Raw genomic sequence first — 26,513 nt, 5'->3', positions numbered from 1 at the left:
ACGCCCCTACCGGTCCGGTGATACGAAAGAAGGTCCGTCCCGAAAGGGGCGGGCCTTTTTCATTGGCGGCGCTATCATCAGGCCGGCGGCGCCAAGCCGGGGCGCTGCCCCGGACCCCGGGATATTGCCCGCATGAAAGAGAAGGGGGAGGGGAGGGGTGGGCTGGAACGACAAGCTTTTCGACAACCTCGACCAGATTTACTGGACGCCCAAAATGATCGGTCTTTCGACCGTCAGGGCCGCGCTATCGCCCGACGGGCAGCACTATCTTGTTCCCAAGGAGTTGCTCTCGGGGGGACGCTCGCTTTATCGGCGCGGGTCGACCGGCGCAGTTTGGAAAAGCGGGCTTTCCGGTAGCGAGGAGCTGCTGAACCAGCTTCTTGAAGTGGCCCTCGCCATCGCGCCGGGCCGCTTTCTGGAGGAGGCGTTCTTTGCACCTTTGGGGATTTCTCCCGTCGGGTGCATCCGGACGATCGGTCGCGAGGTGCTGGCGCGCCATGCCCGCTATTCGGCGAACCAGTTCACGCAGCATGACGGCTTTTACATCAGCGAAAATTCGACCGTCATGATGGAGATGAAGCTGGGCGCGCGGACCTCGGTCGAGCAATATCTGAAATATGTGATGTTGACCGCGCTTGAGGAGATGACGCATGGTCCGCGACCCCATGCGGGGCTGGTCTATCTCGCGCCGCAATCTGCCGTCGCGGGGGTGCGCAAGGATCTGTACCTCGACGATCCCGAGGCGAGGGCCGCGATCCTGAGCGATCCGCAAGCCCATACCAAGAAGGCAAGGCTGCGGGATCTTTTGGGCCGGTATCCCGAGGCCTTCCGGTCTGTCGCGAGGCGGATGGGGGTTGCCATCACGACATGGGATGCGTTTTATGACCTTGCCGTCCGTTATCGCGACGACGCGCGGGCCACGGGAAACGAGACGCTCGAAAACCTGATGCAGGGGATAATCGCGCAGCTGGAAGCCACACCGGCTTGCGGATTGGGCGCAAGCCACACGCTTTTCGCCAAATCGGAGCGCACCAGCGACAGCGCTTGACCTGTCGCCCTATTTCATGCATTTAGCCGCATCGCCGACACTTCTCCGATTCAAGGGGAATCATTGGCTATGTGCGAGGTCGCCAAAAATAAGGGCGGCCTGCATTTTTTACGGTTCGACGCTGGCGGCGCATGGTGTGTTGTCAGCCTCTCAACTGGAACTCCCCGCAAGAGGGATGACTATGCAAAGCCAGAATATCCGCATCCGGCTGAAGGCATTCGATTACCGCGTTCTGGACGCCAGCACGCAGGAAATCGTGAACACTGCCAAGCGCACCGGCGCTCAGGTTCGTGGCCCGATCCCGCTGCCGAACAAAATTGAAAAATTCACTGTTCTGCGCGGCCCCCATATCGACAAAAAATCGCGTGACCAGTGGGAAATCCGTACCCACAAGCGTCTGCTCGACATCGTCGACCCGACCCCGCAGACCGTTGACGCCCTGATGAAGCTCGACCTCGCCGCCGGCGTGGACGTCGAGATCAAAGTCTGAGGAGGTCAATATGCTGCGGACTGGTGTAATCGCGAAGAAGCTGGGTATGACCCGCCTCTTCCTCGAGGACGGCAAGCAGGTTCCTGTGACCGTTCTCCAACTCGACAACCTTCAGGTCGTCGCTCAGCGTACCATTGACCGTGACGGTTATGTGGCGCTGCAGCTCGGTGCGGGCGAGGCGAAAGCCAAGCGCGTGTCCGGCCCGATGCGTGGTCACTTTGCCAAGGCCAATGTCGGCCCGAAGCGCAAGATCGCGGAATTCCGCGTCACCGAAGACAACCTGGTGGAAGTCGGCGAAGAAATCATCGCTGATCACTACTTTGCAGGTCAGTTCGTCGACATCGCGGGTACCTCGATCGGTAAAGGCTTTGCTGGTGGTATGAAGCGCCACAACTTCGGTGGTTTGCGCGCTTCGCACGGTGTCTCGGTTTCGCACCGCTCGATCGGTTCGACCGGTCAGTGTCAGGATCCGGGTAAAGTGTTCAAGGGCAAGAAAATGCCTGGCCACATGGGTGCCGTTCGCGTCACCACCCAGAACCTCCAAGTCGTTCGTACCGATTCCGACCGCGGCCTGATCATGGTCAAAGGTTCGGTTCCGGGTTCGAAAGGCGGCTGGGTCACCATCAAGGACGCCGTGAAGAAGCCGCTGGCTGAAAACACGGTCTTCCCGGCTGCGACGCGTGGTTCGGCTGTTGCCGAAGCTCAAGTCTCTGCTGAAGCCGCTGCGCCGGAAGGAGATAACTGATGAAACTTGATGTGATCAAGCTCGACGCCGGCAAAGCCGGTGATATCGAACTGAGCGATGACATCTTCGGTCTCGAGCCGCGTGCAGACCTTCTGCACCGCGTCGTCCGCTGGCAGCGCGCTCGCGCCCAGCAGGGTACGCACTCGACGCTCGGCAAATCGGACGTCAGCTACTCGACCAAGAAGATCTACCGCCAAAAAGGCACCGGTGGCGCACGTCACGGTTCCCGCAAGGCTCCGATCTTCCGTTCGGGTGGTGTCTACAAGGGCCCGGTCTCGCGTTCGCACGCGTTCGACCTGCCCAAGAAGGTCCGTGCTCTGGGTCTCAAGCACGCTCTGTCGGCAAAATTTGCTGCAGGCGAGCTGGTGATCGTGGATAGCCTGAACCTCGCAGAAGCCAAAACCTCGGCGGTCGCAAAAGCGGTCAAAGAGAACGGCTGGAAGCGCGTTCTGGTCATCGACGGTGCCGAAGTGAACCAAGATTTCGCCCGCGCAGCACGCAACATCGAAGGCGTGGATATCCTGCCGTCGATGGGTGCCAACGTTTATGACATCCTCAAGCGTGACACGCTGGTGATCACGCGCGCTGGTGTCGAAGCTCTGGAGGCTCGCCTGAAATGAGCAAAGAAACCAAAGCTAAACCGGAACACTACGACGTTCTCGTCAAGCCGCTGATCACCGAGAAAGCAACGCTTATCGGTGAAAACAACGGTGTGGTTTTCCAGGTCGCCAAATCGGCCAACAAGCCGCAGATCAAAGAAGCAGTCGAAACGCTGTTCGGCGTCAAGGTGAAGGCGGTCAACACCACCATCACCAAAGGCAAGACCAAGCGCTTCAAAGGCCGCCCGGGTGTCCGTTCGGACGTCAAGAAAGCCTATGTCACGCTCGAGGCTGGTAACACCATCGACGTGACCACTGGTCTCTGATAAGAGCGACGAATCTACGGCCCCCTTACCGGGGCCGTACATCTTTTGACGAAACGGACCTACAGGTCCAAAGCAACGGAAGACAGAAAGCATGGCACTCAAGTCGTATAAACCGACGACGCCTGGCCAGCGTGGGCTGGTTCTGATCGACCGTTCGGAGCTTTGGAAAGGGCGCCCGGTCAAATCCCTCACCGAGGGTTTGACCAAGCACGGCGGCCGGAACAATACCGGACGGATCACGATGCGCCGCCAGGGTGGCGGGGCGAAGCGTCTGTATCGCATTGTCGATTTCAAACGTAACAAATTCGATATGCCGGCGATCGTCGAGCGGATCGAATATGACCCGAACCGGACCGCGTTCATCGCACTGGTGAAATACGAAGACGGCCAGCTGGCCTATATCCTTGCTCCGCAGCGCCTTGCCGTTGGTGACCAGGTTGTCGCCGGCGCGAAAGTCGACGTGAAGCCGGGCAACGCGATGCCCTTCTCGGGCATGCCGATCGGTACGATCGTCCACAACGTCGAGCTGAAAGCCGGCAAAGGTGGCCAGATTGCACGTTCGGCCGGCACCTACGCCCAGTTCGTGGGTCGTGACGGTGGCTATGCGCAGATCCGTCTGTCCTCGGGCGAGCTGCGTCTCGTTCGTCAGGAGTGCATGGCGACGGTTGGTGCGGTTTCGAACGCCGACCACTCGAACCAGAACTTCGGTAAAGCAGGCCGCAACCGTCACAAGGGCATCCGCCCGAGCGTCCGCGGCGTTGCAATGAACCCGATCGACCACCCGCATGGTGGTGGTGAAGGCCGTACTTCGGGTGGCCGTCACCCGGTTACCCCCTGGGGTAAGGGTACCAAAGGTACCAAGACCCGTACGAACAAGACGACGGACAAGTTTATCTTGCGGTCGCGCAAAGCGAAGAAGGGGCGTTAACCTATGGCACGTTCTGTTTGGAAAGGCCCTTTTGTTGACGCCTATCTGCTGAAAAAAGCGGAAAAAGCGCGCGATTCGGGTAAGTCGGATGTGATCAAGATCTGGTCGCGTCGTTCGACGATTCTGCCGCAATTCGTTGGTCTGACCTTCGGGGTCTACAACGGCCACAAGCATATCCCGGTTACGGTCAGCGAAGAGATGATCGGTCAGAAGTTCGGTGAGTACTCGCCGACGCGGACCTATTATGGTCACGCAGCTGACAAGAAAGCGAAGAGGAAGTAATCCCCATGGGTAAGGAACAGAATCCGCGCCGCGTGGCGGATAACGAGGCCTTCGCGAAGATCAAAATGCTTCGCACCTCGCCTCAGAAGCTGAACCTGGTTGCAGCAATGATCCGTGGCAAGAAAGTTGAAAAGGCTCTGGCCGATTTGACCTTCTCGAAAAAACGGGTCGCGATCGACGTGAAGAAATGCCTTCAGTCGGCCATCGCCAACGCTGAAAACAACCACAACCTCGACGTCGACGGTCTCGTCGTCGCCGAAGCTTGGGTCGGCAAGAACCTCGTCATGAAGCGCGGTCGCCCGCGTGCACGTGGCCGTTATGGCAAGATCATGAAGCCGTTTTCGGAAATCACCATCAAGGTGCGTCAGGTCGAGGAGCAAGCGTAATGGGTCAGAAAGTAAACCCGATCGGTATGCGTCTCCAGGTCAACCGCACCTGGGACAGCCGTTGGTATGCGGATGACAAGGACTACGGCAACCTGTTGCTGGAAGACCTGAAGATCCGTGACTTCATCCACACGGAAGCCAAGCAGGCCGGCATCAGCCGCGTCATCATCGAGCGCCCGCACAAAAAAGCACGCGTCACCATTTACGCTGCTCGTCCGGGTGTCATCATCGGCAAAAAAGGCGCCGATATCGAGACGCTGCGCAAGAAGCTGGCAAACTTCACGGCTTCGGAACTGCACCTGAACATCGTCGAAGTCCGCAAGCCGGAACTCGACGCGCAGCTGGTCGCAGAATCGATCGCTCAGCAGCTCGAGCGTCGCGTTTCGTTCCGTCGCGCGATGAAGCGCTCGGTCCAGAACGCAATGCGTATGGGCGCTCTCGGCATTCGTGTGAACGTTGCCGGTCGTCTGGGTGGTGCGGAAATCGCGCGTACCGAATGGTACCGTGAAGGCCGCGTGCCGCTGCACACGCTTCGCGCCGACATCGACTATGCTTTGTCGGAAGCCATGACTCCCTATGGTATCATCGGGATCAAGGTTTGGATCTTCAAAGGCGAGATCATGGAACATGATCCGCAGGCCCACGACCGTCGTGCTAACGAAGCACAAGAAGGTCCGGCGCCGCGCGGACCGCGTCGTGACCGCGACGCGCGCTAAGGAGTAGAAGCAAATGCTGCAACCGAAACGGACGAAGTTCCGCAAACAGCACAAGGGCCGGATCCACGGCGAAGCCAAAGGCGGCTTCAACCTGAACTTCGGCTCCTTCGCGCTCAAAGCAACCGAACCGGAGCGTGTCACCGCGCGCCAGATCGAAGCTGCTCGTCGTGCGATCACCCGCCACATGAAGCGCCAAGGCCGCGTTTGGATCCGTATTTTCCCGGATCTGCCGGTCACCGGTAAGCCCACCGAAGTCCGGATGGGTAAAGGTAAAGGCTCGGTCGACTTTTGGGCGGCCCGCGTGCACCCCGGTCGCATCATGTTCGAGATCGATGGTGTGAGCGATGAAATCGCTCGTGAAGCACTGCGTCTCGGCGCGATGAAGCTTCCGGTCCTGACCCGCATCGTCCAGCGCGAAGACTGGTAAGATCGGGCAGGCGTAAAGCTTGCACATCAAGAAGCCCCGCCAATGGCGGGGCTTTTTCTTTTCGCGCGCGGCGCATGGCGTGGCCTCATGATCACAGGCCATGCACGAGGCAAAGCGTGGTGGCGCCGCAACATCATTGAGGAATGCGCTGCCTAGCGTACAGCCGGCTTTGCCGGTGATTCCGCTTTGGCAATACTCGCTCGAGATTAATCGGGAGGGCCTCAGCTTTGACACCGACAGCATTTGCACTGCTTTTCTTCGGCGCTCTGGGCATCGGGGCCCTGATCAGCATCTTCGATGATGATAACGACAACGCCGGAGTGGATACCGCGACGCCGCAGCCGCCGAATGAAGGTGGCGAAGGTGACGATGTCATCGACCACTATGATCCAAGCGCGGACGAAGACGGGACACTTGGCACACGAGGCGGTGATGATCTTGTCGCGGTGGATGACCTGAACGACGTCATGGTTGATCTCGGCGCGGGAGACGACAGCCTCGAAGGCGGCAACTATCACGATGTGACGATCACGGCCGGTGAGGGTGATGACCTCGTGACACTGGAAGGTGGCGAGGAGGTTGCCATCGGCACCGGTACCGGCAACGACACGGTCCTGCTTACCGATCCCGGCCACGGTCTCGGTGTAGATCTTGGCGAAGATGACGATCATATCCTTATCACCGGTGCGACACCCAGCGCCGATTACACCGGATCCGACGTGCGTTGGCTCACGGGCGGAGAGGGGAACGATCGCTTCGAGTTCGTGCTTCGCCCCAATTCCGACGGTGCGCCTTTCGAGGACCCGATGACCATGGGGCATCCGCATGCGGCCATCATTTCGGACTTCACCAGCGGCAGCGACCGCCTGATCGTCGATCCGAGCACCTTGGCCGGCGACGCCCTCTATACGGGCTACGAGATCACTTCGGCTGCAGGCACAGGCTATCTGGAAATCGTCTTCCGCTACACGCATCCCGATCATCCAACGGGACTGGCGGTTTCGGTCGCTCTGGTTGGACGGGGGCCAAGCGGGTTCCAGGAAAGCGATATCGAGATCGTGGGGCGTGCGGTCTAGGCTCCGGGTCTCGCAGGAGGCCGGTGAGGGGCGATTCCCCTCGCGCGCGGCCCTGACGGCCGGATCGCCTAGGGGTGAACGGTTGCGGGTCGAAGCTCTTGCAGCCGGCCGGATTGCGCGGGTTCTTCGGGCGATAATGTCACATTCGCCGTCCGTTTCATGCGGTTGCCGAATTAGGGCTTTCGCTCTCTGACCGCTTTGTGGCTTAGCGTCGGACGGTCCTTGTCCGTGCCTCGTTCCCAAGAAACACCTTGTGTTTGCTGGGGATCAACTGTATGGGCAGGGCTTCTATTGTGAAGCTCCACCGGAATCAGGGTGGCCCTGCTAGTTTCAGGAGCCCTCCGGTGATGTTGAAAGGAACAGGCGCATGAAAGCGCAAGAACTGTCGACGAAGACGCCCGAACAGCTGCGTGAACAGCTGATCGCGCTGAAAAAGGAAGCATTCAACCTGCGCTTCCAAGCCGCTACCGGCCAGCTCGAGAGCACTGCGCGCATGCGCGCGGTCCGTCGCGACACCGCTCGTGTCATGACCATCCTGAACCAGAAAGCGGCGGAAGCCGCTGCGTCGAACTAAGGAGCTCTCCCATGCCTAAACGTATCCTGCAAGGCAAGGTGACCGGCGACAAGAACGAGCAGACGATCACCGTCCTCGTCGAGCGCCGCTTCAAGCACCCGGTGCTGCACAAAATCGTCCGTAGCTCGAAGAAATATCGCGCTCACGACGAGCACAACCAATTCAAAATCGGTGACGTTGTTCGCATTGAAGAATGTGCTCCGATTTCGAAGACCAAGCGCTGGACGGTTCTGACCGGCGACGCTTCGTAAGCAAGCGTAACCAGCTTTTAACCGATCAGCTATGATCGAAACCCTGGGGCGTCATAAACCCCAAAGGTCGGGAGAAACCTAATGATCCAGATGCAGACCAATCTGGATGTTGCTGATAACTCCGGCGCTCGCCGAGTTCAGTGCATCAAGGTCCTGGGTGGTTCGCACCGTCGCTATGCGTCGGTGGGCGACATTATTGTCGTTTCCGTCAAGGAAGCCATCCCGCGCGGCCGCGTGAAGAAAGGTGACGTCCGCAAGGCCGTCGTCGTGCGCACCGCCAAAGAAGTGAAACGTGAAGACGGAACCTCGATCCGCTTTGACCGCAATGCTGCCGTCATCCTGAACAACCAGGGTGAGCCGGTCGGTACGCGTATTTTCGGGCCGGTCGTTCGTGAACTTCGCGCAAAGAACTTCATGAAGATCATCTCGCTTGCGCCGGAGGTGCTGTAATGGCTGCCAAGCTTAAAAAAGGCGACAAAGTCGTCGTGCTGGCCGGCAAGGACAAAGGCAAGCAGGGTGAAATCACCGCCGTGTTCCCGCAAGTGAACAAAGCGGTTGTGGATGGCGTGAACATCGCGATCCGTCACCAGCGCCAGACCCAGACCACGCAGGGCGGCCGCGTCTCGAAAGCGATGCCGATCGATCTGTCGAACCTGGCTCTGATGGACAAAAACGGCAAAGCGACCCGCGTCGGCTTCCGCATGGAAGGCGATCAGAAGGTCCGTTTCGCCAAGACCACTGGGGATGCGATCTGATGCTGGACCAAGCAACCTACACCCCGCGCCTGAAGCAGCAGTACAAGGACACGATCCGCGCTGCGCTGATGGAAGAATTCGGCTACAAGAACGCCATGCAGCTCCCGCGTCTGGACAAAATCGTCCTGAACATGGGCATTGGTGAAGCAGTCAAAGACACCAAAAAAGTGAAACAGGGCGCTGAAGAGCTGTCGCTGATCGCTGGTCAGAAAGCTGTCATCACCCATGCGAAGAAGTCGATCGCCGGCTTCCGCGTTCGTGAAGAAATGCCGCTCGGTGCGAAGGTTACCCTTCGTGGCGACCGCATGTACGAATTCTTTGATCGCCTGATCAACATCGCGCTGCCCCGCGTCCGCGACTTCCGCGGCGTGAAAGGCACCTCGTTCGACGGCCGTGGCAACTACGCCATGGGTCTGAAAGAACAGATCGTTTTCCCGGAAATCAACTTCGACAAGGTCGACGAAGTTCTGGGCATGGACATCATCATCTGCACCACCGCGAAGACCGACGCGGAAGCGAAAGCGCTGTTGAAGCATTTCAACATGCCCTTCAACAGCTGATCGCGGAGGTAAAAGATATGGCTAAAAAATCCATGGTCGAGCGCGAGAAAAAGCGTGAGCGTCTTGTCGCCCAGTACGCCGAAAAGCGTGCGGCGCTGAACGCGATCATTCATGACCAGTCCCTGCCGGTCGACGAGCGCTTCAAGGCCAGCCTGAAATTGGCTGAACTGCCGCGCAACTCTTCGGCGACGCGTCTGCACAACCGGTGCCAACTGACCGGTCGTCCGCATGCGTATTACCGTAAACTGAAACTGTCGCGGATCATGCTGCGCGAGCTCGGCTCGTTCGGTCAGATCCCCGGCATGGTCAAATCGAGCTGGTAAGGGGCAACTTATGTCGATCAACGATCCTATCGGCGATATGCTGACCCGTATCCGCAACTCGCAGATGCGCGGCAAGTCTACCGTCCGCACTCCCGCTTCCAAGATTCGTGCTTGGGTGCTCGACGTGCTGAAGGCTGAAGGCTACATCCGTGGTTACGAAGCCGTCACCAACGAGGCCGGCCATGCCGAACTCGAAATCGGCCTGAAATACTACGAAGGTCAGCCGGTCATTCGCGAGCTCGCTCGCGTTTCGAAGCCCGGCCGCCGCGTTTACGCTTCGGTCAAGGAAATCCCGCAGGTCCGCAACGGCCTCGGCATTTCGATCGTGTCCACGCCGAAAGGCGTCATGACGGATGCAGCAGCTCGCAATGCCAATGTTGGCGGCGAAGTTCTCTGCACCGTGTTCTAAGGAGGGGATATTATGTCTCGGATTGGTAAAAAACCGGTCGCCCTCCCGAAAGGCGTGACTGCGGAAATCAAAGGTCAGTCGATCGAAGTCAAAGGTCCGAAAGGCACCCGCAACTTCGTCGCTTCCGACGATGTGACCCTGTCGCTGGAAGACGGCGCCGTGAAAGTGACCCCCCGTGGTCTCTCGAAGCGTGCACGTCAGCAGTGGGGCATGGTCCGTTCGATGGTCGAAAATCTGACCGTCGGCGTGAGCGAAGGCTTCAAGAAAGAGCTTGAAATTCAGGGTGTGGGTTACCGCGCCTCGATGCAGGGCAAGACCCTGAAGCTCCAGTTGGGCTATTCGCACGACGTTAACTTCGAAACTCCTGACGGGGTGACGATCACCGCACCGAAGCAAACCGAGATCGTGATCGAAGGTATCGATCAGCAGGTCGTCGGTCAGGTTGCGGCGAACATCCGTGAGTGGCGTAAGCCCGAGCCCTACAAGGGCAAAGGTATTCGCTACAAGGGTGAAGTCGTCTTCCGTAAGGAAGGCAAGAAGAAGTAAGGGGCGCGAAAATGGCACTGAACAAAAGAGAGCTGTTCCTGAAGCGCCGCCTGCGCGTGCGGAACAAACTGCGTTCGATCAACGACGGGCGTCCGCGTCTGTCCGTTTTTCGTTCGTCCAAGAACATCAGCGTTCAGCTGATCGACGACGTGAAGGGCGTTACGCTGGCTTCGGCCTCGTCGCTCGAGAAAGATCTCGGCGTGGTCGGCAAGAACAACGTCGAAGCTGCTGCCAAAATCGGCGCGGCGATCGCGGAGCGTGCAAAGAAAGCCGGCGTGGAAGAAGTTATCTTCGACCGTGGTGGCTTCCTGTTCCACGGCAAGGTGAAAGCTCTTGCCGATGCAGCTCGCGAAGGCGGCCTGAAGTTCTAATCATGTGGGTGGCGGCAACGTCACCCCGATGATCCGGGGGCGCCCGATCCGTCGAGCGCCCACCTGGATCGGATCTAATGGCGCCAAGCGTGCCTACCTTAGAAGGAATGCCTTATGGCAGAACGTGAGAACCGCCGGCCCCGCCGCGAAGAGCGCGAGGAAACTCCGGAATTCCAGGATCGCCTTGTCGCGATCAACCGTGTGTCGAAAACCGTCAAGGGTGGTAAGCGCTTCGGCTTTGCTGCTTTGGTCGTTGTCGGCGATCAGCGTGGCCGCGTCGGCTTCGGCAAGGGCAAAGCGAAAGAAGTGCCCGAGGCGATCCGCAAGGCGACCGAGCAAGCGAAACGCAATCTTATCCGCGTTCCGCTGCGTGACGGCCGCACGCTGCACCACGACATCGAGGGCCGTCATGGCGCTGGTAAAGTCGTGATGCGTACGGCTCCGGCCGGTACCGGTATCATCGCCGGTGGTCCGATGCGCGCTGTGTTCGAAATGTTGGGTGTTCAGGACGTCGTTGCGAAATCGCTCGGCTCGCAGAACCCCTACAACATGATCCGCGCCACCTTGGACGCTCTGAAAGCAGAAACCAGCCCGCGCAGCGTCGCTCAGCGTCGCGGCAAGAAGGTTGCTGACATTCTTCCGTCCACCGACAAGCCGGCTGCTGAAGCCGCTGTCGAAGCGTAAGGAGAGGGCTCATGGCTAAAACCATCGTCGTCAAGCAGATCGGTTCGCCGATCCGTCGCCCGGCCGTTCAGCGCGAAACGCTGAAAGGCCTTGGCCTGAACAAGATGAACCGCACCCGCGAGCTGGAAGATACTCCGGCCGTCCGCGGCATGGTCAACAAGATCCCGCATCTCGTGACCATCATCGAAGAGCGCGGCTGATTTCCTCAGCCAGGACTTTGGGAAACGCCCCGGGGGAGACCTCGGGGCGTTTCCTTTTGTCTGCCGCCCAAGCTGGGTGGCTGAATGGCCGCGTTAAACATTTGGTAAGGTCTCGACCCTAATCTCGCCTTTGCGGGACTGTCTTGGGAAAGGGGCGAAGGGTGCTCGGCTGTCGGTACTGGCTATGGCTGGTCGGTCTCTTGCTGTTCGTGCAAGGGGGCGAGGCCGGACCTTGGGCGCGTGAGGAGGGGGAGGTGTTTCTGTCCCTCTCGGCGGAGCACGACCGCGCGGGCAGTACCTATAGCAGTCTCTACGGCGAATATGGTCTGGGACCGCGCAAAACGCTCGGGGTCGAGCTCGGCTATACCGATCAGGGCGAGACGACAGCGCTGATGTGGCTGCAGACCACGCTCGACAAGCCGGAATGGACGAATCGCTTTGCTGTTTCGGCGGGTCTGGGCGCGGTCGAGCGGGACGGGGTCTATACGCCTTTGGGCCAGATAAAGGCCGGTTGGGGCCGCGGGATCGAGGCTTTGCCGGGCGGCGGATGGATCAGCGCCGAGGCGAGCTTCCGCGTCACCGGCACATTCGAGACCGCGCGGGTCAGGCAGGGGTGGGTGACTTACGAGACGACCTACCTCACGCCCGAGAAATCCGGCAAGGCCGAGGTGACACTCGGGTTTCGTCCCCGCGATTCGCTGATGCTGATCAACCAGCTGCGTCTCGAGCAGCGTGACGATACCGGCTTTTCTGGCAGTCTCGCGATCTCGACCGTCTACGACGCGCCGGGGCCGGCCCAGATCGAGATGGGATTCGTCGCGCCGGTAACGGGACAGGGGGAGGAGGCGATCAAGCTGGGCACCTGGCTTGCCTTTTAACGATCCAGTCAAAAAAAGCCGCGCCGCTTGGGCGGTGCTTTTCATTGCTGGCTGACAGTCGAGCGCTATCCGATGGAGGTGACATGTGCGCTCCCGCTGATGCGCAGCAGAAAAGGCGGCGCCTCTTTGGCTGCGTGACGCGCGCAAAGGGTGCTTTCGGGCTTGGGTCCGCAGGGTGGGGGTGTTGCTTTCCCTTGACCTCGCGGCTTTGCTTGGCTAAAGGACCGGATGCCTTTGAGGCATAATTCAACAAGCAAAAAAGCCGTGTCCGTCCTCGCTACGCTTCAAGGGACGATTCCGGCAAGGAGAAGCGTTATGAAACTTCATGAAATTCGCGACAACGAAGGCGCCAACCGCAAGAAAAAGCGCGTTGCACGTGGTCCGGGCTCGGGCAAGGGTAAAACCGCCGGCCGTGGTATCAAGGGTCAGACCTCGCGTTCGGGCGTCGCACTGAACGGTTACGAAGGCGGCCAAATGCCGCTGTACCGCCGCCTGCCGAAGCGCGGCTTCAGCAAGCCGAATCGTCTTGAATTCGCCGTTGTGAACCTGGGCCAGATCCAGCAGTTCATCGACGCGGGCAAGCTCGATGCGAAAGCTGCCGTGACCGAAGAGCTGCTGGTTGCATCGGGCTGCATCCGTCGCAAACTGGACGGCGTCCGCGTTCTGGCGAAAGGCGAGCTGAAAGCCGCCCTGAACCTGACCGTTGCAGGCGCGTCGAAGACCGCTGTCGAAGCGATCGAAAAGCTTGGCGGCAAGGTCACGCTGACCCGTCCGGTGAAAGCCGAAGAAGCGGCAGCTGAATAAGCTGTTGATTGGGGCTCCGCGGCCCCATAGATAGCATTCTAGTTTTCCATGCGCCGCGGGATGGGGAAACCCTCCGGCGGCGCAGCCATGAATGGGGCAAGAAATGGCGTCAGCCGCAGAACAGATGGCCGCGAACTTCTCTTGGGGGACGTTCGGAAAGGCTACCGAACTTCGCCAGAGGATCTGGTTCACCATCGGCCTGCTGATCATCTACCGTCTCGGGACCTATATCCCGGTGCCGGGGATCGATGGTGGCGCCCTTCGCAACTTCATGGAGGGCGCTCAGGCGGGTCTGGGGGGCATCTTGTCGATGTTCACCGGCGGCGCGCTGAGCCGTATGGGCGTCTTCGCCCTCGGCATCATGCCCTATATCTCGGCCTCGATTATCGTCCAGTTGCTGTCCTCGATGGTTCCTGCGCTGGAGCAGATCAAGAAAGAGGGCGAGCAGGGCCGCAAAAAGATCAACCAATACACCCGTTATGCGACGGTCGTGCTGGCCTTCTTCCAGGCATGGGGCCTTGCAGTCAGCCTGCAAAGCGGCGGTCTGGCCCATACGCCGGGCATGTTCTTCCTCGCATCGGTCGTGATCACGCTGGTCGGCGGTACGATGTTCCTGATGTGGCTGGGCGAGCAGATCACCGCCCGCGGCATCGGCAACGGCATCTCGCTGATCATCTTCGTCGGCATCGTCGCCGAAATCCCGAGCCATCTGGCGCAATTCCTTGCGCAGGGCCGCACGGGTGCGATCTCCACGCCGGTCATTCTGGGCGTGATGGTCATGATCATCGCCGTCGTCGCTTTCGTGGTCTTCATGGAGCGCGCGCTCCGCAAGATCCACATCCAGTATCCGCGCCGCCAGGTCGGCATGAAGATCTATGACGGCCAGTCTTCGCACCTGCCGATCAAGGTCAACCCCGCAGGCGTCATTCCGGCGATCTTCGCAAGCTCGCTTTTGCTGCTGCCGGTCACCATCTCGACCTTTTCGGGCAACCAGACCGGTCCGGTGATGTCGACGATCCTTGCCTACTTCGGTCCGGGGCAGCCGCTTTACCTGCTGTTCTTCACCGCGATGATCGTGTTCTTCGCCTATTTCTACACCCATAACGTCGCCTTCAAGACCGAGGAAGTCGCCGACAACCTCAAGAATCAGGGCGGCTTCATTCCGGGGATCCGTCCGGGCAAACGCACCGAGGATTATCTGACCTATGTCGTTAATCGCGTGCTGGTTCTGGGTGCGGCCTATCTTGCTTTCGTCTGTCTTCTGCCGGAAATCATTCGCCACCAGCTTGCGATTCCGTTCTACTTTGGTGGAACTTCGGTTCTGATCGTTGTCAGCGTAGTTATGGACACGATCAACCAGGTTCAAAGCCACTTGCTCGCCCATCAATACGAGGGTCTGATCGAGAAGTCGCAGCTGCGCGGCAAGCGCAAAGCGGGTGAACCCCGTCCGAAAAAAGCTCCGGCACGGCGCTGAAGAGATTGTAGTAGAAGGGGACATCTGACCGATGGCGATCAATATCATCCTGCTTGGCCCTCCGGGCGCTGGAAAAGGCACTCAGGCGCGTCGTCTGGAAGAGGGCAGGGGGCTTGTCCAGCTGTCCACCGGCGACATGCTTCGCGCCGCCCGCAGTTCGGGGACCGAGATGGGCAAGCGCGTCGCCGAAGTCATGGACAAAGGCCAGCTGGTCACGGACGAGATCGTCATCGGCCTCATCCGTGAGAAGCTCGAAGGCGGCGATGCGGCCGGCTTCATCTTCGACGGCTTCCCGCGCACGCTTCCCCAGGCGGATGCTCTGGGCAAGCTGATGGAAGGCATGGGCCGGAAGATCGACGCCGTGATCGAGATGCGTGTGGACGACGAAGCACTCGTCGCCCGCATTACCGGCCGCTACACCTGCGGCAATTGCGGCGAAGTCTATCACGACGACACCAAGCCGACGAAAGTCGCCGGTGTCTGTGATGTTTGCGGTTCGACCGATCTGCGTCGTCGCGCCGACGACAACGAGGAAAGCCTGAAGACCCGTCTTCTGGAATATTACAAGAAGACCTCGCCGCTGATCGGCTATTACTACGCCCTCCACATGCTCAGCACCGTGGACGGCCTGGCCGAGATGGACGAGGTATCCGCCGCGATCACCGCGGTTCTTGACAAACGGGCGTCAAACTCTTGACGCTTGACTGCGAATCCTATACTCCGCAGCATCTCGTATGAGAATCATTCGCTTTTGTGAATGGCCGGTTAAGGGCCCGGAGGCAGTGCTTTCGGGTCTTTGGTTGTGAAAAAAGGTTCCGGTACAACGGAACCGCAACGTGAAAAGGAAAACGCGTGGCTCGTATTGCTGGCGTAAACATTCCGACGGGGAAACGCGTCCCCATCGCTCTGACCTATATCCACGGCATCGGCCCGATGTTTGCTTCGCAAATCATCGAAGCTGTCGGCATCGATCCGACCCGTCGTGTCAATGATCTCTCGGATGCGGAAGTTCTGCAGATCCGCGAATACATCGACGCAAACCTGACGGTTGAGGGCGACCTGCGCCGCGAAACCCAGATGAACATCAAACGCATGATGGACCTGGGTTCGTATCGTGGTCTGCGTCACCGTCGCGGCCTTCCGGTCCGCGGTCAGCGCACCCATACCAATGCCCGCACCCGCAAGGGCCCGGCGAAGCCGATCGCTGGCAAGAAGAAGTAAGGGGAGCTGAACAATGGCACGCGATAAGACCCGCATTAAGCGCAAAGAGCGCAAAAACATCGCCACCGGCGTGGCGCATGTTAACAGCTCCTTCAACAACACCAAGATCCTGATCTCCGACGTTCAGGGCAACGCGATCTCGTGGTCGTCGGCTGGTACGATGGGCTTCAAAGGCTCGCGTAAATCCACGCCTTACGCTGCGCAGATGGCTGCTGAAGATGCTGGCCGCAAGGCACAAGAGCATGGCGTCCGCACGCTGGAAGTCGAAGTTCAAGGTCCGGGTTCGGGTCGTGAATCGGCTCTGCGCGCTCTGGCTGCTGTCGGCTTCAACATCACGGCTATCCGTGACGTGAGCCCGATCGCACACAACGGCTGCCGTCCGCCCAAGCGCCGCCGCGTCTAAGATCTGACAAAATTTCAGCGCCCTGCATCGGAAGACGCGGGGCGCCGTTTCGCATTTCACCTCGGGCGTTTCCTGCTACTGGACATGGGCAGGAGACAGGTATGGAGGCAAACGCATGATCCATAAGAATTGGGCTGAGCTGATCAAACCGACGCAGCTGGACGTCAAGGCCGGCGCGGACGCGACCCGTGTCGCCACCGTCGTCGCCGAGCCGCTGGAGCGTGGCTTCGGTCTGACCCTTGGCAACGCGCTGCGCCGTGTGCTGATGTCGTCGCTGCAAGGCGCCGCGATCACCTCGGTACAAATCGACAATGTCCTGCACGAGTTCTCGTCGGTTCCGGGCGTCCGTGAAGACGTTACCGATATCGTCCTGAACCTGAAGGGCGTGACCCTGAAGATGGATGTCGACACCCCGAAACGCCTTGCGCTGACCGCAAAAGGCCCGGGCGAAGTCCGCGCCGGTGACATCACCGAGACCGCAGGCATCACCATCCTGAACCGCGACCACATCATCTGCCACCTCGACGAGGGTGCAGAGCTGCGCATGGAGCTGACCGTCCAGAACGGCAAGGGCTATGTTGCTGCCGACAAGAACCGTCCGGAAGATGCGCCGATCGGCCTGATTCCGATCGATGCGATCTTCTCGCCGGTCAAGCGCGTCAGCTACGAAGTCACCCCGACCCGCGAAGGTCAGGTTCTCGACTACGACAAGCTGACGATGAAAGTCGAAACCGATGGTTCGCTGACCCCGGAAGACGCGGTGGCTTACGCTGCCCGCATCATCCAGGACCAGTTGTCGGTCTTCGTGAACTTCGAAGAGCCCGAATCGGCCAACCAGAAAGACGCAGACGACGGTCTCGAATTCGACCCGCGCCTGCTCAAGAAGGTTGACGAGCTGGAGCTGTCGGTCCGTTCGGCAAACTGCCTCAAGAACGACAACATCGTCTATATCGGCGATCTCATCCAGAAGACCGAAGCCGAGATGCTGCGCACCCCGAACTTCGGCCGCAAATCGCTCAACGAGATCAAGGAAGTGCTTTCGGGCATGGGTCTGCATCTCGGGATGGATGTCGTGGATTGGCCGCCGGAAAACATCGAAGATCTGGCAAAGCGCTTCGACGACCAGTTCTGATTTAGCTGGTTTTCATTTCGGAGGGGCGGGGTTATACCCCGCCTCACCAAATTGCGGGCCCCCGGGCCCATTACGACTGGGCATCCGCCCCAAGGAGAGCGACCCGCCACGCATGGGTTGCCGGACAAAGAAAAGACGTCATAGGAGATTATCATGCGTCACGCTCGCGGTTACCGCCGTCTGAACCGTACCCACGAACACCGCAAGGCGATGTTCGCAAACATGGCTGGCTCGCTCATCGAGCACGAGCAGATCAAAACGACTCTGCCGAAAGCCAAAGAACTCCGCCCGATCATCGAGAAGCTGATCACGCTGGCGAAACGCGGCGATCTGCACGCCCGTCGTCAGGCTGCTGCCCAGCTCAAGCAGGACCAGTATGTTGCGCGCCTGTTCGAAATCCTCGGCCCGCGCTACAAAGAGCGTCAGGGTGGCTATGTCCGCATCCTGAAAGCCGGCTTCCGCTACGGCGACATGGCGCCGATGGCGATCATCGAATTCGTCGAGCGCGACACCTCGGCAAAAGGCGCAGCAGACCGTGCACGCCTCGAAGCAGAAGCTGCTGCTGAAGAATAATCAAAGACCTTGCCGGTAACGGCAATGTGAGCAGGTCCCGGACTTCATTGTCCGGGGCCTTTTCTTATCTCTATTTGAGCTTGGCCGCGGAATTGACGCGAAGCGCGCCAATCGGTGTCGTTTCGGGTGTTTTCGGGGCAAAAACCGCATAGTTGCGGCATGGGCGCATGCGGCATTAATTTTCGCATGCCGAGTCATGGAAAAGACGTAGCGTTCTAGACTTCTTAAGAAAAATCAGGCTAGACTGCCCCTATATTCTACTAATCCTCTCCCTTTGTCGGTTCAATCTGTCTAAAGCGACATGTCCTCACGCGCAGAAATCAACGCAGCACTCCAGAAGCTCAAGAAGTTCTCGCCTACGGGCTACTTCATTGGGCTCCATATCCGTTTTGCTGCACCTTTGATGCAGTTCCAAACCTATCCGGAGGAGTGGTCGCAACGCTATTCCGAGCGCGCCTATGCGCTTCGGGATCCGACCATCGCTTGGGGGTTCTCGACGACGGGGACCTGCCGTTGGAGCGTGCTTCCGGTGCCGGACCCATTCTCGATTCTGCAGGATGCTGCCGATCACGGGCTCGCCTACGGGCTTGCGGTGTCGCATGGGCCGATGCAATCGCGAACCATTGCATGCTTTACGCATAACAAGCGGGAATTCACGGATGACGAGATCGAGACGATCTCGGCTACGCTTTGGCGGCTCCATGAGATTACCGAGCCGCCGGAGAGCCTAACCAAGGCTCAGCAAGAGGCCCTTCGGTGTATCGCGGAAGGGGATCGTCATGCAGCAGCGGCTGCGAAACTTGGCATCACTGAAAGCGCCTTCAAAGCACGGCTCATCTCGGCGCGGGAACGCCTGATGGCCCGTACCACGGCGGAGGCTTTGCAGCGGGCCAAGGAATACCGTCTTCTGTAGGGCGACGCCCGATCGTCCGTGTATGCCCTGGGGCCAAAATGACCAGCACCCCAGGAGACAGCAATGCAGACCACCACGCTTTCGTATTCGAACCTTCACAACCACGGCGAACTGTTTGCCAACGTATTTCGGGCAAGGAAACAGTCGTTCATTATCCAGAAAAACTGGGACCTTCCCCAGACGGATGACATGGAGTTTGACCAATACGACACCCCGATGAGCAGATGGGTGGCGATTCACGATTTGGGCCGTGTTTACGCGGGGGTGCGTCTGACGCCTTCGACCGCGCGGTGCGGGATGTATTCCTACATGATCAAGGATGCCCAGGCCGGCCTGCTGGGGGGATCCATTCCTGCGGACCTTTTGTACGCAGACGCGCCGGTTGACGCGGGGACATGGGAGGCAAGCCGCCTCTTTGTCGATCACAACACCCCGCAATCGCAGCGCCGCCGCGTTCACAAACATCTTGTTCAGGAAATGAGCGCCTCGGCGCGTGCCCTCGGCGCGACCCGTCTGGTTGCTCTTGTTGCCGCGACCTGGCCGCGTTGGTTGACGCCGACGGGGCTTGATGCGCAGGCGATAGGTCGTGAAATGTGGATTGATGACGGGTATTTCCAGTGCATCTCAATCAACCTCGCCGCCAAGCTGCACTAAGCCCTTTGCCCCAAGCGCAAGGGCTTTCGCCAAATCCTCGGGCGGCGTAATGTGTCGCCCGAATGGCTGATTTGTTTGACAATACGCAGGACGGTGCCCCGGTGGCTCGGCCTGCGAACAGGCCGCTGGCGGATCGCATCCGGCCGGCGCGCCTTTCCGATGTCGTCGGACAGGAAAAGCTGCTTGGTCCCGAAGGGCCGCTCGGCGCGATGCTTGCCGCGGGAAGCCTGTCCTCGTTGATCCTTTGGGGGCCGCCGGGCGTGGGCAAGACCACGATCGCGCGGCTGCTCGCGCAAGAGACCGAGCGCGCCTTCGTCCAGATCTCGGCGATCTTCAGCGGCGTTGCCGATCTGCGCAAAGTCTTTGACGCGGCCAAGCTGCGGTTCGAGCAGGGCCGCGGCACGCTGCTTTTCGTCGACGAGATCCACCGTTTCAACAAGGCGCAGCAGGACAGCTTCCTGCCCCATATGGAAGACGGCACGATCATGCTGGTCGGAGCCACCACCGAAAACCCCAGTTTCGAGCTGAACGCGGCGCTTCTGTCGCGGGCGCAGGTCGTCATTCTCGACCGGCTCAGCCTTGCCGATCTCGAAAGGCTCGCGCAACGCGCCGAGCAGGAGACGGGCCGCGCCCTTCCGCTGACCGCAATCGCGCGCGAGCGTCTGCTCGAGATGGCCGACGGCGACGGACGCGCCGCGCTCAATCTGATCGAGCAGGTCCTGTCGTGGAAAGTCACCGGCAAACTCGACCCCGAAGCCTTGTCCAAGCGCCTGATGCGGCGGGCCGCGAAATACGACAAGTCGGGAGACGAGCATTACAACCTGATCTCCGCGCTTCATAAATCGGTGCGCGGCTCGGATCCCGATGCGGCGCTTTACTGGTTCGCGCGCATGCTCGAAGGCGGCGAGGATCCGCGTTTTCTGGCGCGTCGTCTGGTGCGCATGGCGGTCGAGGATATCGGGCTTGCCGATCCGCAGGCCCAGACCCATGCCCTGCACGCGTGGGAAACCTACGAGCGCATCGGCTCTCCCGAGGGCGAGCTCGCATTGGCGCAGGCCGTGATCTATCTCGCGCTCGCGCCGAAATCGAATGCCGGCTATGTCGCCTACAAGGCTGCGCGCGATCTGGCGCGGCGCTCGGGCAGCCAGATGCCGCCCGCCCATATCCTCAACGCGCCGACCGATCTGATGAAGACGCAGGGCTACGGCGCGGGCTATGCCTATGACCATGACGCCGAGGACGGCTTTTCTGGGCAGAACTACTTCCCCGACGACATGAAGCGACCCGTGCTTTACGCGCCGGTCGAGCGCGGTTTCGAACGCGAGCTGAAAAAGCGGGTCGAGTGGTTTTCGGGGTTGCGCTCGAAGCGGCGCGGATCGGACAAGACATGACTGCCCCGCTTTTGCAGGTCGCTTTGGGCGGTGCGATCGGCGCATCGGCCCGTTACGGCGTGAATGTGATCGCGCTCCGCGTGTTTCCGGGCTTGCCGATCGGCACGCTTTTCGTCAATATCGCGGGCTCTTTCGTGATGGGGTTGCTGGCGGCGATCCTTGTCGATCGGGGGGCTCATGGCGCGGCACCGTTTCTTCTGACGGGCGTGCTGGGCGGCTTCACGACCTTTTCGGCTTTCTCTCTGGATGCGCTGACCCTATGGGAGCGTGGACAGCCCGGGCTTGCTGCGGGTTACATCATTTTTTCTGTCGCAGGCGCGCTGATCGCGGTGTTTTGCGGCCTCTTATTAGGACGGGCGGTAATCGCATGAGTGGGGTTCAGACGGTTCGGATCGGCGCGGACGAGGGCGAGCAGCGCCTTGACCGCTGGCTGAAAAAGCGGTTCCCGCAGCTGACGCAGGGCAATGTCGAAAAGATGTGCCGCACGGGCCAGATCCGTGTCGACGGCGGTCGGGTCAAGGCCAGCTCGCGTATCGAGGTCGGTCAGGAGGTGCGCATTCCGCCGCTTCCCGACGCCTCCGAGGTCGAGCGGGCCCGCGCCGAGCGTCCGGTGGGCAAGAACATCAGCGCGGCCGATGTCGCGATGATCCAGAATGCGGTCATCTTCAAGGACGAGCATATCATCGCGCTCAACAAGCCCGCGGGTCTGCCCTCGCAGGGCGGCAGCGGTCAGGGCGAGCGTCACGTCGACGGGCTGACCACGGCGCTGATGTTCGGCTTCAAGGATCGCCCGAAACTGGTACACCGTCTCGACAAGGATACGTCGGGCGTCCTTTTGCTGGCGCGGACCGACCGTGTCGCGCGTGCGCTTTCGGAAGGTTTCCGCCACCGCAACACCCGCAAGATCTATTGGGCGGTGGTTGCAGGTGTGCCCAATCCGCGCATGGGCTCGATCAAATACGGTCTGGTCAAGGCACCAGGGCGCGGCCGCATGGGCGAGGGCGAGAAGATGGTCTGCGTCCATCCCTCGGAGGTCCAGACCACCGAAGGCGCGAAACGCGCCCATAGCGATTACGCGGTGCTTTCCATGCTGGGCAGCCGTGCATCCTGGGTCGCGCTGTCGCCGATCACCGGCCGCACCCACCAGCTGCGCGCCCATATGGCCGAGCTCGGCCATCCGATTGTCGGCGACGGCAAATACGGCGGCTCGGGGCAGGAGAACCTCGGCGACGGCTGGGGCTCGCAACTTGGTGGCGACATCAGCCGCAAGCTGCATCTGCATGCCCGCCAGATCACCTTCGAACATCCGATCACCAAGAAGATGGTCACGGTTGTCGCGCCGCTGCCCGAGCATATGGCGCGGACGTGGAAGACCGTGGGCTGGCATGAAAACGACGTGCCCGCCGATCCGTTCAGTGATGACGAATAAGCTCCGGATTTCGGGAGGCCGTGCATGAAGGTCGTGATTTTCGACGTTGACGGGACTTTGGTCGACAGCCAGTCGCTGATCGTCCGCTCGATGAATGCGGGCATGACGCACGCGGGCCTGCCCGAACTGCCGCGCGACAAGATCCTCTCCATCGTCGGCCTCTCGCTGGCGATTGCGGTGGCCGAGCTCGTCCCCGGGGCCTCGCCCGAACAGCAGGCCGCCGTGGTCGACGGCTATCGCGGCGCCTTCCACGAGGCGCGCCTTCAGGAAACCGCGCCGCTTTACCCCGGCGCGGAAGAGGCTTTGCGCGTTCTCGCGGCGCGCGACGATCTGCTGCTGGCGATTGCCACCGGCAAGGCGCGGCGCGGGCTGAATGCGATGATCGAGGCGCATGGCTGGCAAAAGCTGTTCTTCAGCACCCAGACCGCCGACGACCACCCCTCGAAACCGCATCCCTCGATGATCGAGACCATCCTCTCCGAGAGCGGCCTCGACGCGCGCGATGCCGTCATGATCGGCGATACCAGCTTCGATATGGAGATGGCGCGTGCCGCCGGTGTCGCGGGTTTCGGTGTCGGCTGGGGCTATCACCCCGATGCGGCCCTGCTTGACGCGGGTGCCCGTTTGATCGCGCCGGATTATCCGGCCTTGCTGCAATCGCTGCTGGAGTGGGCAGATGAGTGAATGGAAAGCGCGCCGCTTCTGGAAAGCCGCGAACCCGCGTCCCGAGGGGCAGGGCTGGACGATCTATCTTGACGAGCGCCCGCTGCGCACGCCCGGCAAACATGCCCTGATCCTGCCGACCGAGGCTTTGGCGCAGGCCGTGGCGCTTGAATGGGACGCGCAAGAGGATGTCATCAACCCCGAGGCCATGCCTCTGACCCGCGCCGCCAATTCCGCCATCGAAAAGGTCGGGCCGCAATTCGACGCGGTGGCCGATATGCTTGGCGAATATGGCGGGACCGATCTCTTGTCCTACCGCGCCGAGGGGCCGGCCGATCTGGTCGGGCGTCAGGTGGCGGGATGGGACCCGCTGATCGACTGGTCGCGCGATCACCTCGATGCGCCTTTGGCCGTGACGCAGGGCGTCATTCCGGTGGCGCAGGACGGGGCTGCGCTGGCGCGTTTGCGCGCGCGGCTGGGCGCGCTCGATGTCTTCGGGCTGACCGCGATCCATGATCTCGTGACGCTTCCCGGTTCGCTGGTGCTCGGCCTTGCGGTGATCGAGGGCCGGCTGAGCGCGCGCGAGGCCTATGCGCTCTCGCGGATCGACGAGGACTATCAGGCCGAGCAATGGGGCCGCGACGAGGATGCCGACGAGGCCGCCGAGGCGCGGCTGGCCGCGATGGAGCTGGCAGAGCGGCTTTGGCACCTGTCGCGCCCCTAAGACAAATCCGCTAAATCCTTGACGACTAGCCCCTGATGCGCACTATTGCTGTCAGGGGTTTTTCCAATTCGACCCGTCAAGGGACCGGCCAACGGTCCGCCAAAGCGTTGCCGATCCCATATCGGCCATGTGGTACAGCAGAGAGGAATTCCATGAGGAAATCGCTATTTATCGGAACCCTGGGTGCGGCCGTCATGGCTGCCGGCGGCAGCTTCGCGGCCGAGGGCGATACGCTGAAAGAGGTTCAGGGCCGCGGCGCGCTGAACTGCGGCGTCCATACCGGTCTTGTGGGCTTTGCCGCGCCGGATTCCAACGGCAACTGGACGGGCTTCGACATCGCTTTCTGCAAGGCGATCGCGGCGGCTGTGCTGGGTGACGCGACCAAGGTGAAATTCGTCCCGTTGACCGGACAGACGCGGTTCACCGCGCTTGCCTCGGGCGAGGTCGATGTTCTGGCGCGCAACACTACATGGACCTTCCAGCGCGACACCGAGCTGAAGTTCGATTTCCTCGGCGTGAACTACTACGACGGGCAGGGCTTCATGGTCCGCAAGGAGCTGGGGGTCAGCTCGGCCAAGGAACTCGACGGGGCGACGATCTGCGTGCAGACCGGCACCACGACCGAGATGAACCTCGCCGATTACTTCAAGGCCAACAACATCACCTACCAGCCGGTCAATATCGACACGAGCTCGGAGGGCGAGCAGCAATATCTTGCGGGCGCATGTGACGCCTATACCACCGATGCTTCGGGCCTGGCTTCGCTGCGCGCGGCATTCGCCGATCCCGAGAACCATGTGATCCTGCCCGAGATCATCTCGAAAGAGCCGCTCGGCCCGCTGGTGCGCCACGGCGACAACAATTGGGGCGATATCGGCCGCTGGACGCTTTACGCGCTGCTGGCTGCCGAGGAATTCGGCGTGACCTCGGCCAATATCGACGAGCTGGCCAAATCGGCGACCAACCCCGAAGTCCAGCGTCTGCTCGGGACCACCGACGATCTCGGCAAGATGATCGGGCTTGACGCCGAATGGGCGCGCCGCGCGATCAAGGCCAACGGCAACTATGGCGAGATCTTTGCTTCGACCATCGGCGAGCAGACCCCGATCGGTCTGGCCCGCGGCCTGAACGCGCAATGGACCCAGGGCGGGCTGATGTACGCGATGCCCTTCCGGTAATCGTTCCGACCACGACCACAACCACGACCGCGGGCGCGCGGCACAACGCGCGCCCGATTTCAACGACAAGGCCGGACCATACGTCAAAGGGTGACAAGCCCGGGGTCCGGAAACAGGGGAAAACAATGGTCGATTATCCGGGGGCCGAGCGGCCGCCCTTCCGTCTGTCGATGCTGGTTTACGATCAGCATTACCGAGCGATGACCATTCAGGTCGTTGTCTTTGTTCTGGTCATGCTGGTGATCGCGGGCTTGATCCGCAATGCGGTGATCGCCTTCGAGATCGCCGGAAAGACATTCAGCTTCGATTTCCTGTCCCGCCGCGCGGGCTACGACATCCCCCAGCATCTCATCCCCTACACCTCCGACGACACCCATCTGCGGGCAGCGGTGGTGGGGCTGCTCAATACGCTGCTGGTCTCGTTTTTCGGCTGCATTTTCGCGACGGTCATCGGCGTGGTCGTCGGGGTTTTGCGCCTGTCGTCGAACTGGCTCGTGTCGCGGCTGATGACGATCTATGTCGAGATTTTCCTCAACATTCCGCTGCTTTTGTGGATCCTGATCTTTCTGGCGATCTTTACCGACGTGCTGCCCGCGCCCAATGCCTATCGCGGCGAAAATCCGGCGGCGAGCATGATCCTGTTCGATATGGTCGCGCCGACCAACCGCTATACCGCCATCCCGTCGCTTGCGCTGAGCAATGATCCGGGGGTGATTGCCTTCGGTCGCGAGGGGATCAATATCGCGGTGCTGGCCTTTGCGGGCGTTCTGGTCGCGGCGCTGGTGATCCGCCATCTGATCGCGGGCTGGGCGTCGCGGGTGCAGGACCGGACCGGCAGCCGTCCCGCGACATGGTGGCTGCAGATCCTGCTGTTTACCCTGCCGTTCGTCGCTTTGGCCTGGCATTACGGCCTCCATGTCGTGCGGCCCGAGCTCAAGGGCTTCAACTTCGTCGGAGGGACCAACCTCGACAACTCCTTCGTGGTCTTGCTGATCGCGCTGTCGCTTTACACCGCCGCCTTCATCGCCGAGGCGGTGCGTGCGGGGATCACCGCCGTGAGCAAGGGCCAGTCAGAGGCCGCCTTCGCCCTTGGCCTGCGCCCCGGCCGCACGATGTCGCTGGTGGTTTTGCCGCAGGCGCTGCGGGTGATCATCCCGCCGCTGATCTCGCAATATCTCAACCTGACCAAGAACAGCTCTCTGGCGATTGCGGTTGGCTATATGGATCTGCGCGGCACTTTGGGCGGCACGACGCTGAACCAGACCGGCCGCGAGATGGAATGCATGATCCTGATGATGCTGATCTATCTGGTGGTGAGCCTGCTGATTTCGGGCGGGATGAACCTCTTTTACAAGCGCGTCCAGCTGAAGGAGCGGTGAG

At 60.7% G+C, this 26,513-nt stretch carries 39 protein-coding genes; all 39 read left to right on the top strand.

Features of this window, described 5'->3' with window-relative positions; all coding sequences use genetic code 11:
• Positions 1-157 precede the first annotated feature (157 nt).
• A complete protein-coding gene (locus tag ACFFUC_RS08405) occupies positions 158-1,048 on the top strand; it encodes a hypothetical protein (protein ID WP_377685280.1) in 891 nt (296 codons plus the stop codon).
• 181 nt (positions 1,049-1,229) lie between these two features.
• Entirely contained in the window at positions 1,230-1,538 is a 309-nt protein-coding gene (gene rpsJ, locus ACFFUC_RS08400) for a 30S ribosomal protein S10 (protein ID WP_010400227.1), read from the top strand.
• A gap of 13 nt (positions 1,539-1,551) precedes the next feature.
• Entirely contained in the window at positions 1,552-2,283 is a 732-nt protein-coding gene (rplC, locus tag ACFFUC_RS08395) for a 50S ribosomal protein L3 (protein ID WP_377685310.1), read from the top strand.
• Positions 2,283-2,903: a 50S ribosomal protein L4 gene (gene rplD, locus ACFFUC_RS08390; protein WP_377685278.1), complete on the top strand. Its 621-nt coding sequence runs from the start codon at positions 2,283-2,285 to the stop codon at positions 2,901-2,903. Before rplC ends, rplD begins: the two co-directional genes overlap by 1 nt.
• On the top strand, positions 2,900-3,208 hold the full coding sequence (locus ACFFUC_RS08385) for a 50S ribosomal protein L23 (RefSeq protein ID WP_377685276.1): 309 nt from the start codon (positions 2,900-2,902) through the stop codon (positions 3,206-3,208). Before rplD ends, ACFFUC_RS08385 begins: the two co-directional genes overlap by 4 nt.
• Positions 3,209-3,299: 91 nt before the next feature.
• On the top strand, positions 3,300-4,136 hold the full coding sequence (gene rplB / locus ACFFUC_RS08380) for a 50S ribosomal protein L2 (RefSeq protein ID WP_377685274.1): 837 nt from the start codon (positions 3,300-3,302) through the stop codon (positions 4,134-4,136).
• Between the two features lie 3 nt (positions 4,137-4,139).
• Positions 4,140-4,418, top strand: coding sequence for a 30S ribosomal protein S19 (rpsS, locus tag ACFFUC_RS08375; protein ID WP_377685273.1), 279 nt, complete (start codon positions 4,140-4,142; stop codon positions 4,416-4,418).
• Positions 4,419-4,423: 5 nt separating this feature from the next.
• Positions 4,424-4,804, top strand: a complete 381-nt coding sequence (gene rplV / locus ACFFUC_RS08370) for a 50S ribosomal protein L22 (RefSeq protein ID WP_377685271.1) — start codon at positions 4,424-4,426, stop codon at positions 4,802-4,804.
• Positions 4,804-5,520: a 30S ribosomal protein S3 gene (rpsC, locus tag ACFFUC_RS08365; RefSeq protein WP_377685269.1), complete on the top strand. Its 717-nt coding sequence runs from the start codon at positions 4,804-4,806 to the stop codon at positions 5,518-5,520. The genes rplV and rpsC overlap by 1 nt, the downstream gene beginning before the upstream one ends.
• A gap of 13 nt (positions 5,521-5,533) precedes the next feature.
• On the top strand, positions 5,534-5,947 hold the full coding sequence (gene rplP, locus ACFFUC_RS08360; protein WP_377685267.1) for a 50S ribosomal protein L16: 414 nt from the start codon (positions 5,534-5,536) through the stop codon (positions 5,945-5,947).
• Positions 5,948-6,174: 227 nt separating this feature from the next.
• Positions 6,175-7,023, top strand: a complete 849-nt coding sequence (locus tag ACFFUC_RS08355) for a calcium-binding protein (protein ID WP_377685265.1) — start codon at positions 6,175-6,177, stop codon at positions 7,021-7,023.
• A gap of 367 nt (positions 7,024-7,390) precedes the next feature.
• Complete coding sequence (gene rpmC / locus ACFFUC_RS08350) at positions 7,391-7,597, top strand: 50S ribosomal protein L29 (protein ID WP_377685263.1); 207 nt, start codon at positions 7,391-7,393, stop codon at positions 7,595-7,597.
• Between the two features lie 11 nt (positions 7,598-7,608).
• A complete protein-coding gene (gene rpsQ / locus ACFFUC_RS08345; RefSeq protein WP_377685261.1) occupies positions 7,609-7,848 on the top strand; it encodes a 30S ribosomal protein S17 in 240 nt (79 codons plus the stop codon).
• Between the two features lie 81 nt (positions 7,849-7,929).
• Positions 7,930-8,298 carry a 50S ribosomal protein L14 gene (gene rplN, locus ACFFUC_RS08340; RefSeq protein ID WP_010400243.1) on the top strand — a complete coding sequence of 123 codons (369 nt, stop codon included), beginning with the start codon at positions 7,930-7,932 and terminating at the stop codon, positions 8,296-8,298.
• Positions 8,298-8,603 (top strand): 50S ribosomal protein L24, encoded by a 306-nt coding sequence (rplX, locus tag ACFFUC_RS08335; RefSeq protein ID WP_377685258.1) that lies wholly within the window; start codon positions 8,298-8,300, stop codon positions 8,601-8,603. Before rplN ends, rplX begins: the two co-directional genes overlap by 1 nt.
• The gene (rplE, locus tag ACFFUC_RS08330; protein ID WP_377685256.1) at positions 8,603-9,163 is read left to right on the top strand and encodes a 50S ribosomal protein L5; all 561 of its coding nucleotides are present in this window, start codon (positions 8,603-8,605) and stop codon (positions 9,161-9,163) included. The genes rplX and rplE overlap by 1 nt, the downstream gene beginning before the upstream one ends.
• 17 nt (positions 9,164-9,180) lie before the next feature.
• Positions 9,181-9,486: a 30S ribosomal protein S14 gene (gene rpsN, locus ACFFUC_RS08325; RefSeq protein ID WP_312527394.1), complete on the top strand. Its 306-nt coding sequence runs from the start codon at positions 9,181-9,183 to the stop codon at positions 9,484-9,486.
• Between the two features lie 10 nt (positions 9,487-9,496).
• The gene (gene rpsH, locus ACFFUC_RS08320; protein ID WP_377685254.1) at positions 9,497-9,895 is read left to right on the top strand and encodes a 30S ribosomal protein S8; all 399 of its coding nucleotides are present in this window, start codon (positions 9,497-9,499) and stop codon (positions 9,893-9,895) included.
• A 12-nt stretch (positions 9,896-9,907) separates the two neighbouring features.
• Positions 9,908-10,441, top strand: coding sequence for a 50S ribosomal protein L6 (gene rplF / locus ACFFUC_RS08315; RefSeq protein ID WP_377685252.1), 534 nt, complete (start codon positions 9,908-9,910; stop codon positions 10,439-10,441).
• An 11-nt stretch (positions 10,442-10,452) separates the two neighbouring features.
• The gene (gene rplR / locus ACFFUC_RS08310; RefSeq protein ID WP_377685250.1) at positions 10,453-10,812 is read left to right on the top strand and encodes a 50S ribosomal protein L18; all 360 of its coding nucleotides are present in this window, start codon (positions 10,453-10,455) and stop codon (positions 10,810-10,812) included.
• Between the two features lie 114 nt (positions 10,813-10,926).
• Complete coding sequence (rpsE, locus tag ACFFUC_RS08305; RefSeq protein WP_377685248.1) at positions 10,927-11,496, top strand: 30S ribosomal protein S5; 570 nt, start codon at positions 10,927-10,929, stop codon at positions 11,494-11,496.
• 11 nt (positions 11,497-11,507) lie between these two features.
• Positions 11,508-11,696, top strand: a complete 189-nt coding sequence (gene rpmD, locus ACFFUC_RS08300; protein ID WP_294926022.1) for a 50S ribosomal protein L30 — start codon at positions 11,508-11,510, stop codon at positions 11,694-11,696.
• Between the two features lie 254 nt (positions 11,697-11,950).
• The gene (locus ACFFUC_RS08295; RefSeq protein ID WP_377685246.1) at positions 11,951-12,574 is read left to right on the top strand and encodes a hypothetical protein; all 624 of its coding nucleotides are present in this window, start codon (positions 11,951-11,953) and stop codon (positions 12,572-12,574) included.
• Between the two features lie 315 nt (positions 12,575-12,889).
• Entirely contained in the window at positions 12,890-13,378 is a 489-nt protein-coding gene (gene rplO / locus ACFFUC_RS08290; RefSeq protein WP_377685244.1) for a 50S ribosomal protein L15, read from the top strand.
• 103 nt (positions 13,379-13,481) lie between these two features.
• Positions 13,482-14,852 carry a preprotein translocase subunit SecY gene (secY, locus tag ACFFUC_RS08285; RefSeq protein WP_377685242.1) on the top strand — a complete coding sequence of 457 codons (1,371 nt, stop codon included), beginning with the start codon at positions 13,482-13,484 and terminating at the stop codon, positions 14,850-14,852.
• Between the two features lie 31 nt (positions 14,853-14,883).
• Complete coding sequence (locus tag ACFFUC_RS08280; RefSeq protein ID WP_377685241.1) at positions 14,884-15,549, top strand: adenylate kinase; 666 nt, start codon at positions 14,884-14,886, stop codon at positions 15,547-15,549.
• 155 nt (positions 15,550-15,704) lie between these two features.
• Positions 15,705-16,073 carry a 30S ribosomal protein S13 gene (rpsM, locus tag ACFFUC_RS08275; RefSeq protein WP_377685239.1) on the top strand — a complete coding sequence of 123 codons (369 nt, stop codon included), beginning with the start codon at positions 15,705-15,707 and terminating at the stop codon, positions 16,071-16,073.
• Positions 16,074-16,086: 13 nt separating this feature from the next.
• Positions 16,087-16,476 carry a 30S ribosomal protein S11 gene (gene rpsK / locus ACFFUC_RS08270; RefSeq protein ID WP_020951858.1) on the top strand — a complete coding sequence of 130 codons (390 nt, stop codon included), beginning with the start codon at positions 16,087-16,089 and terminating at the stop codon, positions 16,474-16,476.
• Positions 16,477-16,591: 115 nt separating this feature from the next.
• The gene (locus tag ACFFUC_RS08265) at positions 16,592-17,608 is read left to right on the top strand and encodes a DNA-directed RNA polymerase subunit alpha (protein ID WP_377685237.1); all 1,017 of its coding nucleotides are present in this window, start codon (positions 16,592-16,594) and stop codon (positions 17,606-17,608) included.
• A gap of 153 nt (positions 17,609-17,761) precedes the next feature.
• Positions 17,762-18,181 (top strand): 50S ribosomal protein L17, encoded by a 420-nt coding sequence (rplQ, locus tag ACFFUC_RS08260; RefSeq protein WP_377685235.1) that lies wholly within the window; start codon positions 17,762-17,764, stop codon positions 18,179-18,181.
• A 301-nt stretch (positions 18,182-18,482) separates the two neighbouring features.
• A complete protein-coding gene (locus ACFFUC_RS08255) occupies positions 18,483-19,094 on the top strand; it encodes an autoinducer binding domain-containing protein (protein ID WP_377685233.1) in 612 nt (203 codons plus the stop codon).
• Between the two features lie 63 nt (positions 19,095-19,157).
• The gene (locus ACFFUC_RS08250; RefSeq protein WP_377685232.1) at positions 19,158-19,748 is read left to right on the top strand and encodes an acyl-homoserine-lactone synthase; all 591 of its coding nucleotides are present in this window, start codon (positions 19,158-19,160) and stop codon (positions 19,746-19,748) included.
• Positions 19,749-19,810: 62 nt separating this feature from the next.
• On the top strand, positions 19,811-21,139 hold the full coding sequence (locus ACFFUC_RS08245) for a replication-associated recombination protein A (protein ID WP_377685230.1): 1,329 nt from the start codon (positions 19,811-19,813) through the stop codon (positions 21,137-21,139).
• Positions 21,136-21,510 (top strand): fluoride efflux transporter CrcB, encoded by a 375-nt coding sequence (crcB, locus tag ACFFUC_RS08240; protein WP_377685228.1) that lies wholly within the window; start codon positions 21,136-21,138, stop codon positions 21,508-21,510. Before ACFFUC_RS08245 ends, crcB begins: the two co-directional genes overlap by 4 nt.
• The gene (locus tag ACFFUC_RS08235) at positions 21,507-22,568 is read left to right on the top strand and encodes an RluA family pseudouridine synthase (RefSeq protein ID WP_377685226.1); all 1,062 of its coding nucleotides are present in this window, start codon (positions 21,507-21,509) and stop codon (positions 22,566-22,568) included. The genes crcB and ACFFUC_RS08235 overlap by 4 nt, the downstream gene beginning before the upstream one ends.
• Before the next feature lie 24 nt (positions 22,569-22,592).
• Positions 22,593-23,252, top strand: coding sequence for an HAD-IA family hydrolase (locus tag ACFFUC_RS08230; RefSeq protein WP_377685224.1), 660 nt, complete (start codon positions 22,593-22,595; stop codon positions 23,250-23,252).
• A complete protein-coding gene (locus ACFFUC_RS08225; protein ID WP_377685222.1) occupies positions 23,245-23,955 on the top strand; it encodes an ATP12 family chaperone protein in 711 nt (236 codons plus the stop codon). Before ACFFUC_RS08230 ends, ACFFUC_RS08225 begins: the two co-directional genes overlap by 8 nt.
• Before the next feature lie 152 nt (positions 23,956-24,107).
• Positions 24,108-25,133: an amino acid ABC transporter substrate-binding protein gene (locus ACFFUC_RS08220; RefSeq protein WP_377685220.1), complete on the top strand. Its 1,026-nt coding sequence runs from the start codon at positions 24,108-24,110 to the stop codon at positions 25,131-25,133.
• A 125-nt stretch (positions 25,134-25,258) separates the two neighbouring features.
• Positions 25,259-26,512 carry an amino acid ABC transporter permease gene (locus ACFFUC_RS08215; RefSeq protein WP_377685218.1) on the top strand — a complete coding sequence of 418 codons (1,254 nt, stop codon included), beginning with the start codon at positions 25,259-25,261 and terminating at the stop codon, positions 26,510-26,512.
• Position 26,513 lies beyond the last annotated feature (1 nt).

It is taken from the genome of Paracoccus cavernae, from assembly GCF_042430175.1.
Lineage (GTDB): Bacteria > Pseudomonadota > Alphaproteobacteria > Rhodobacterales > Rhodobacteraceae > Paracoccus > Paracoccus cavernae.
The sequence above is the reverse complement of the archived record's forward strand: the minus strand, read 5'-3'. Positions and strand labels throughout refer to the sequence as shown.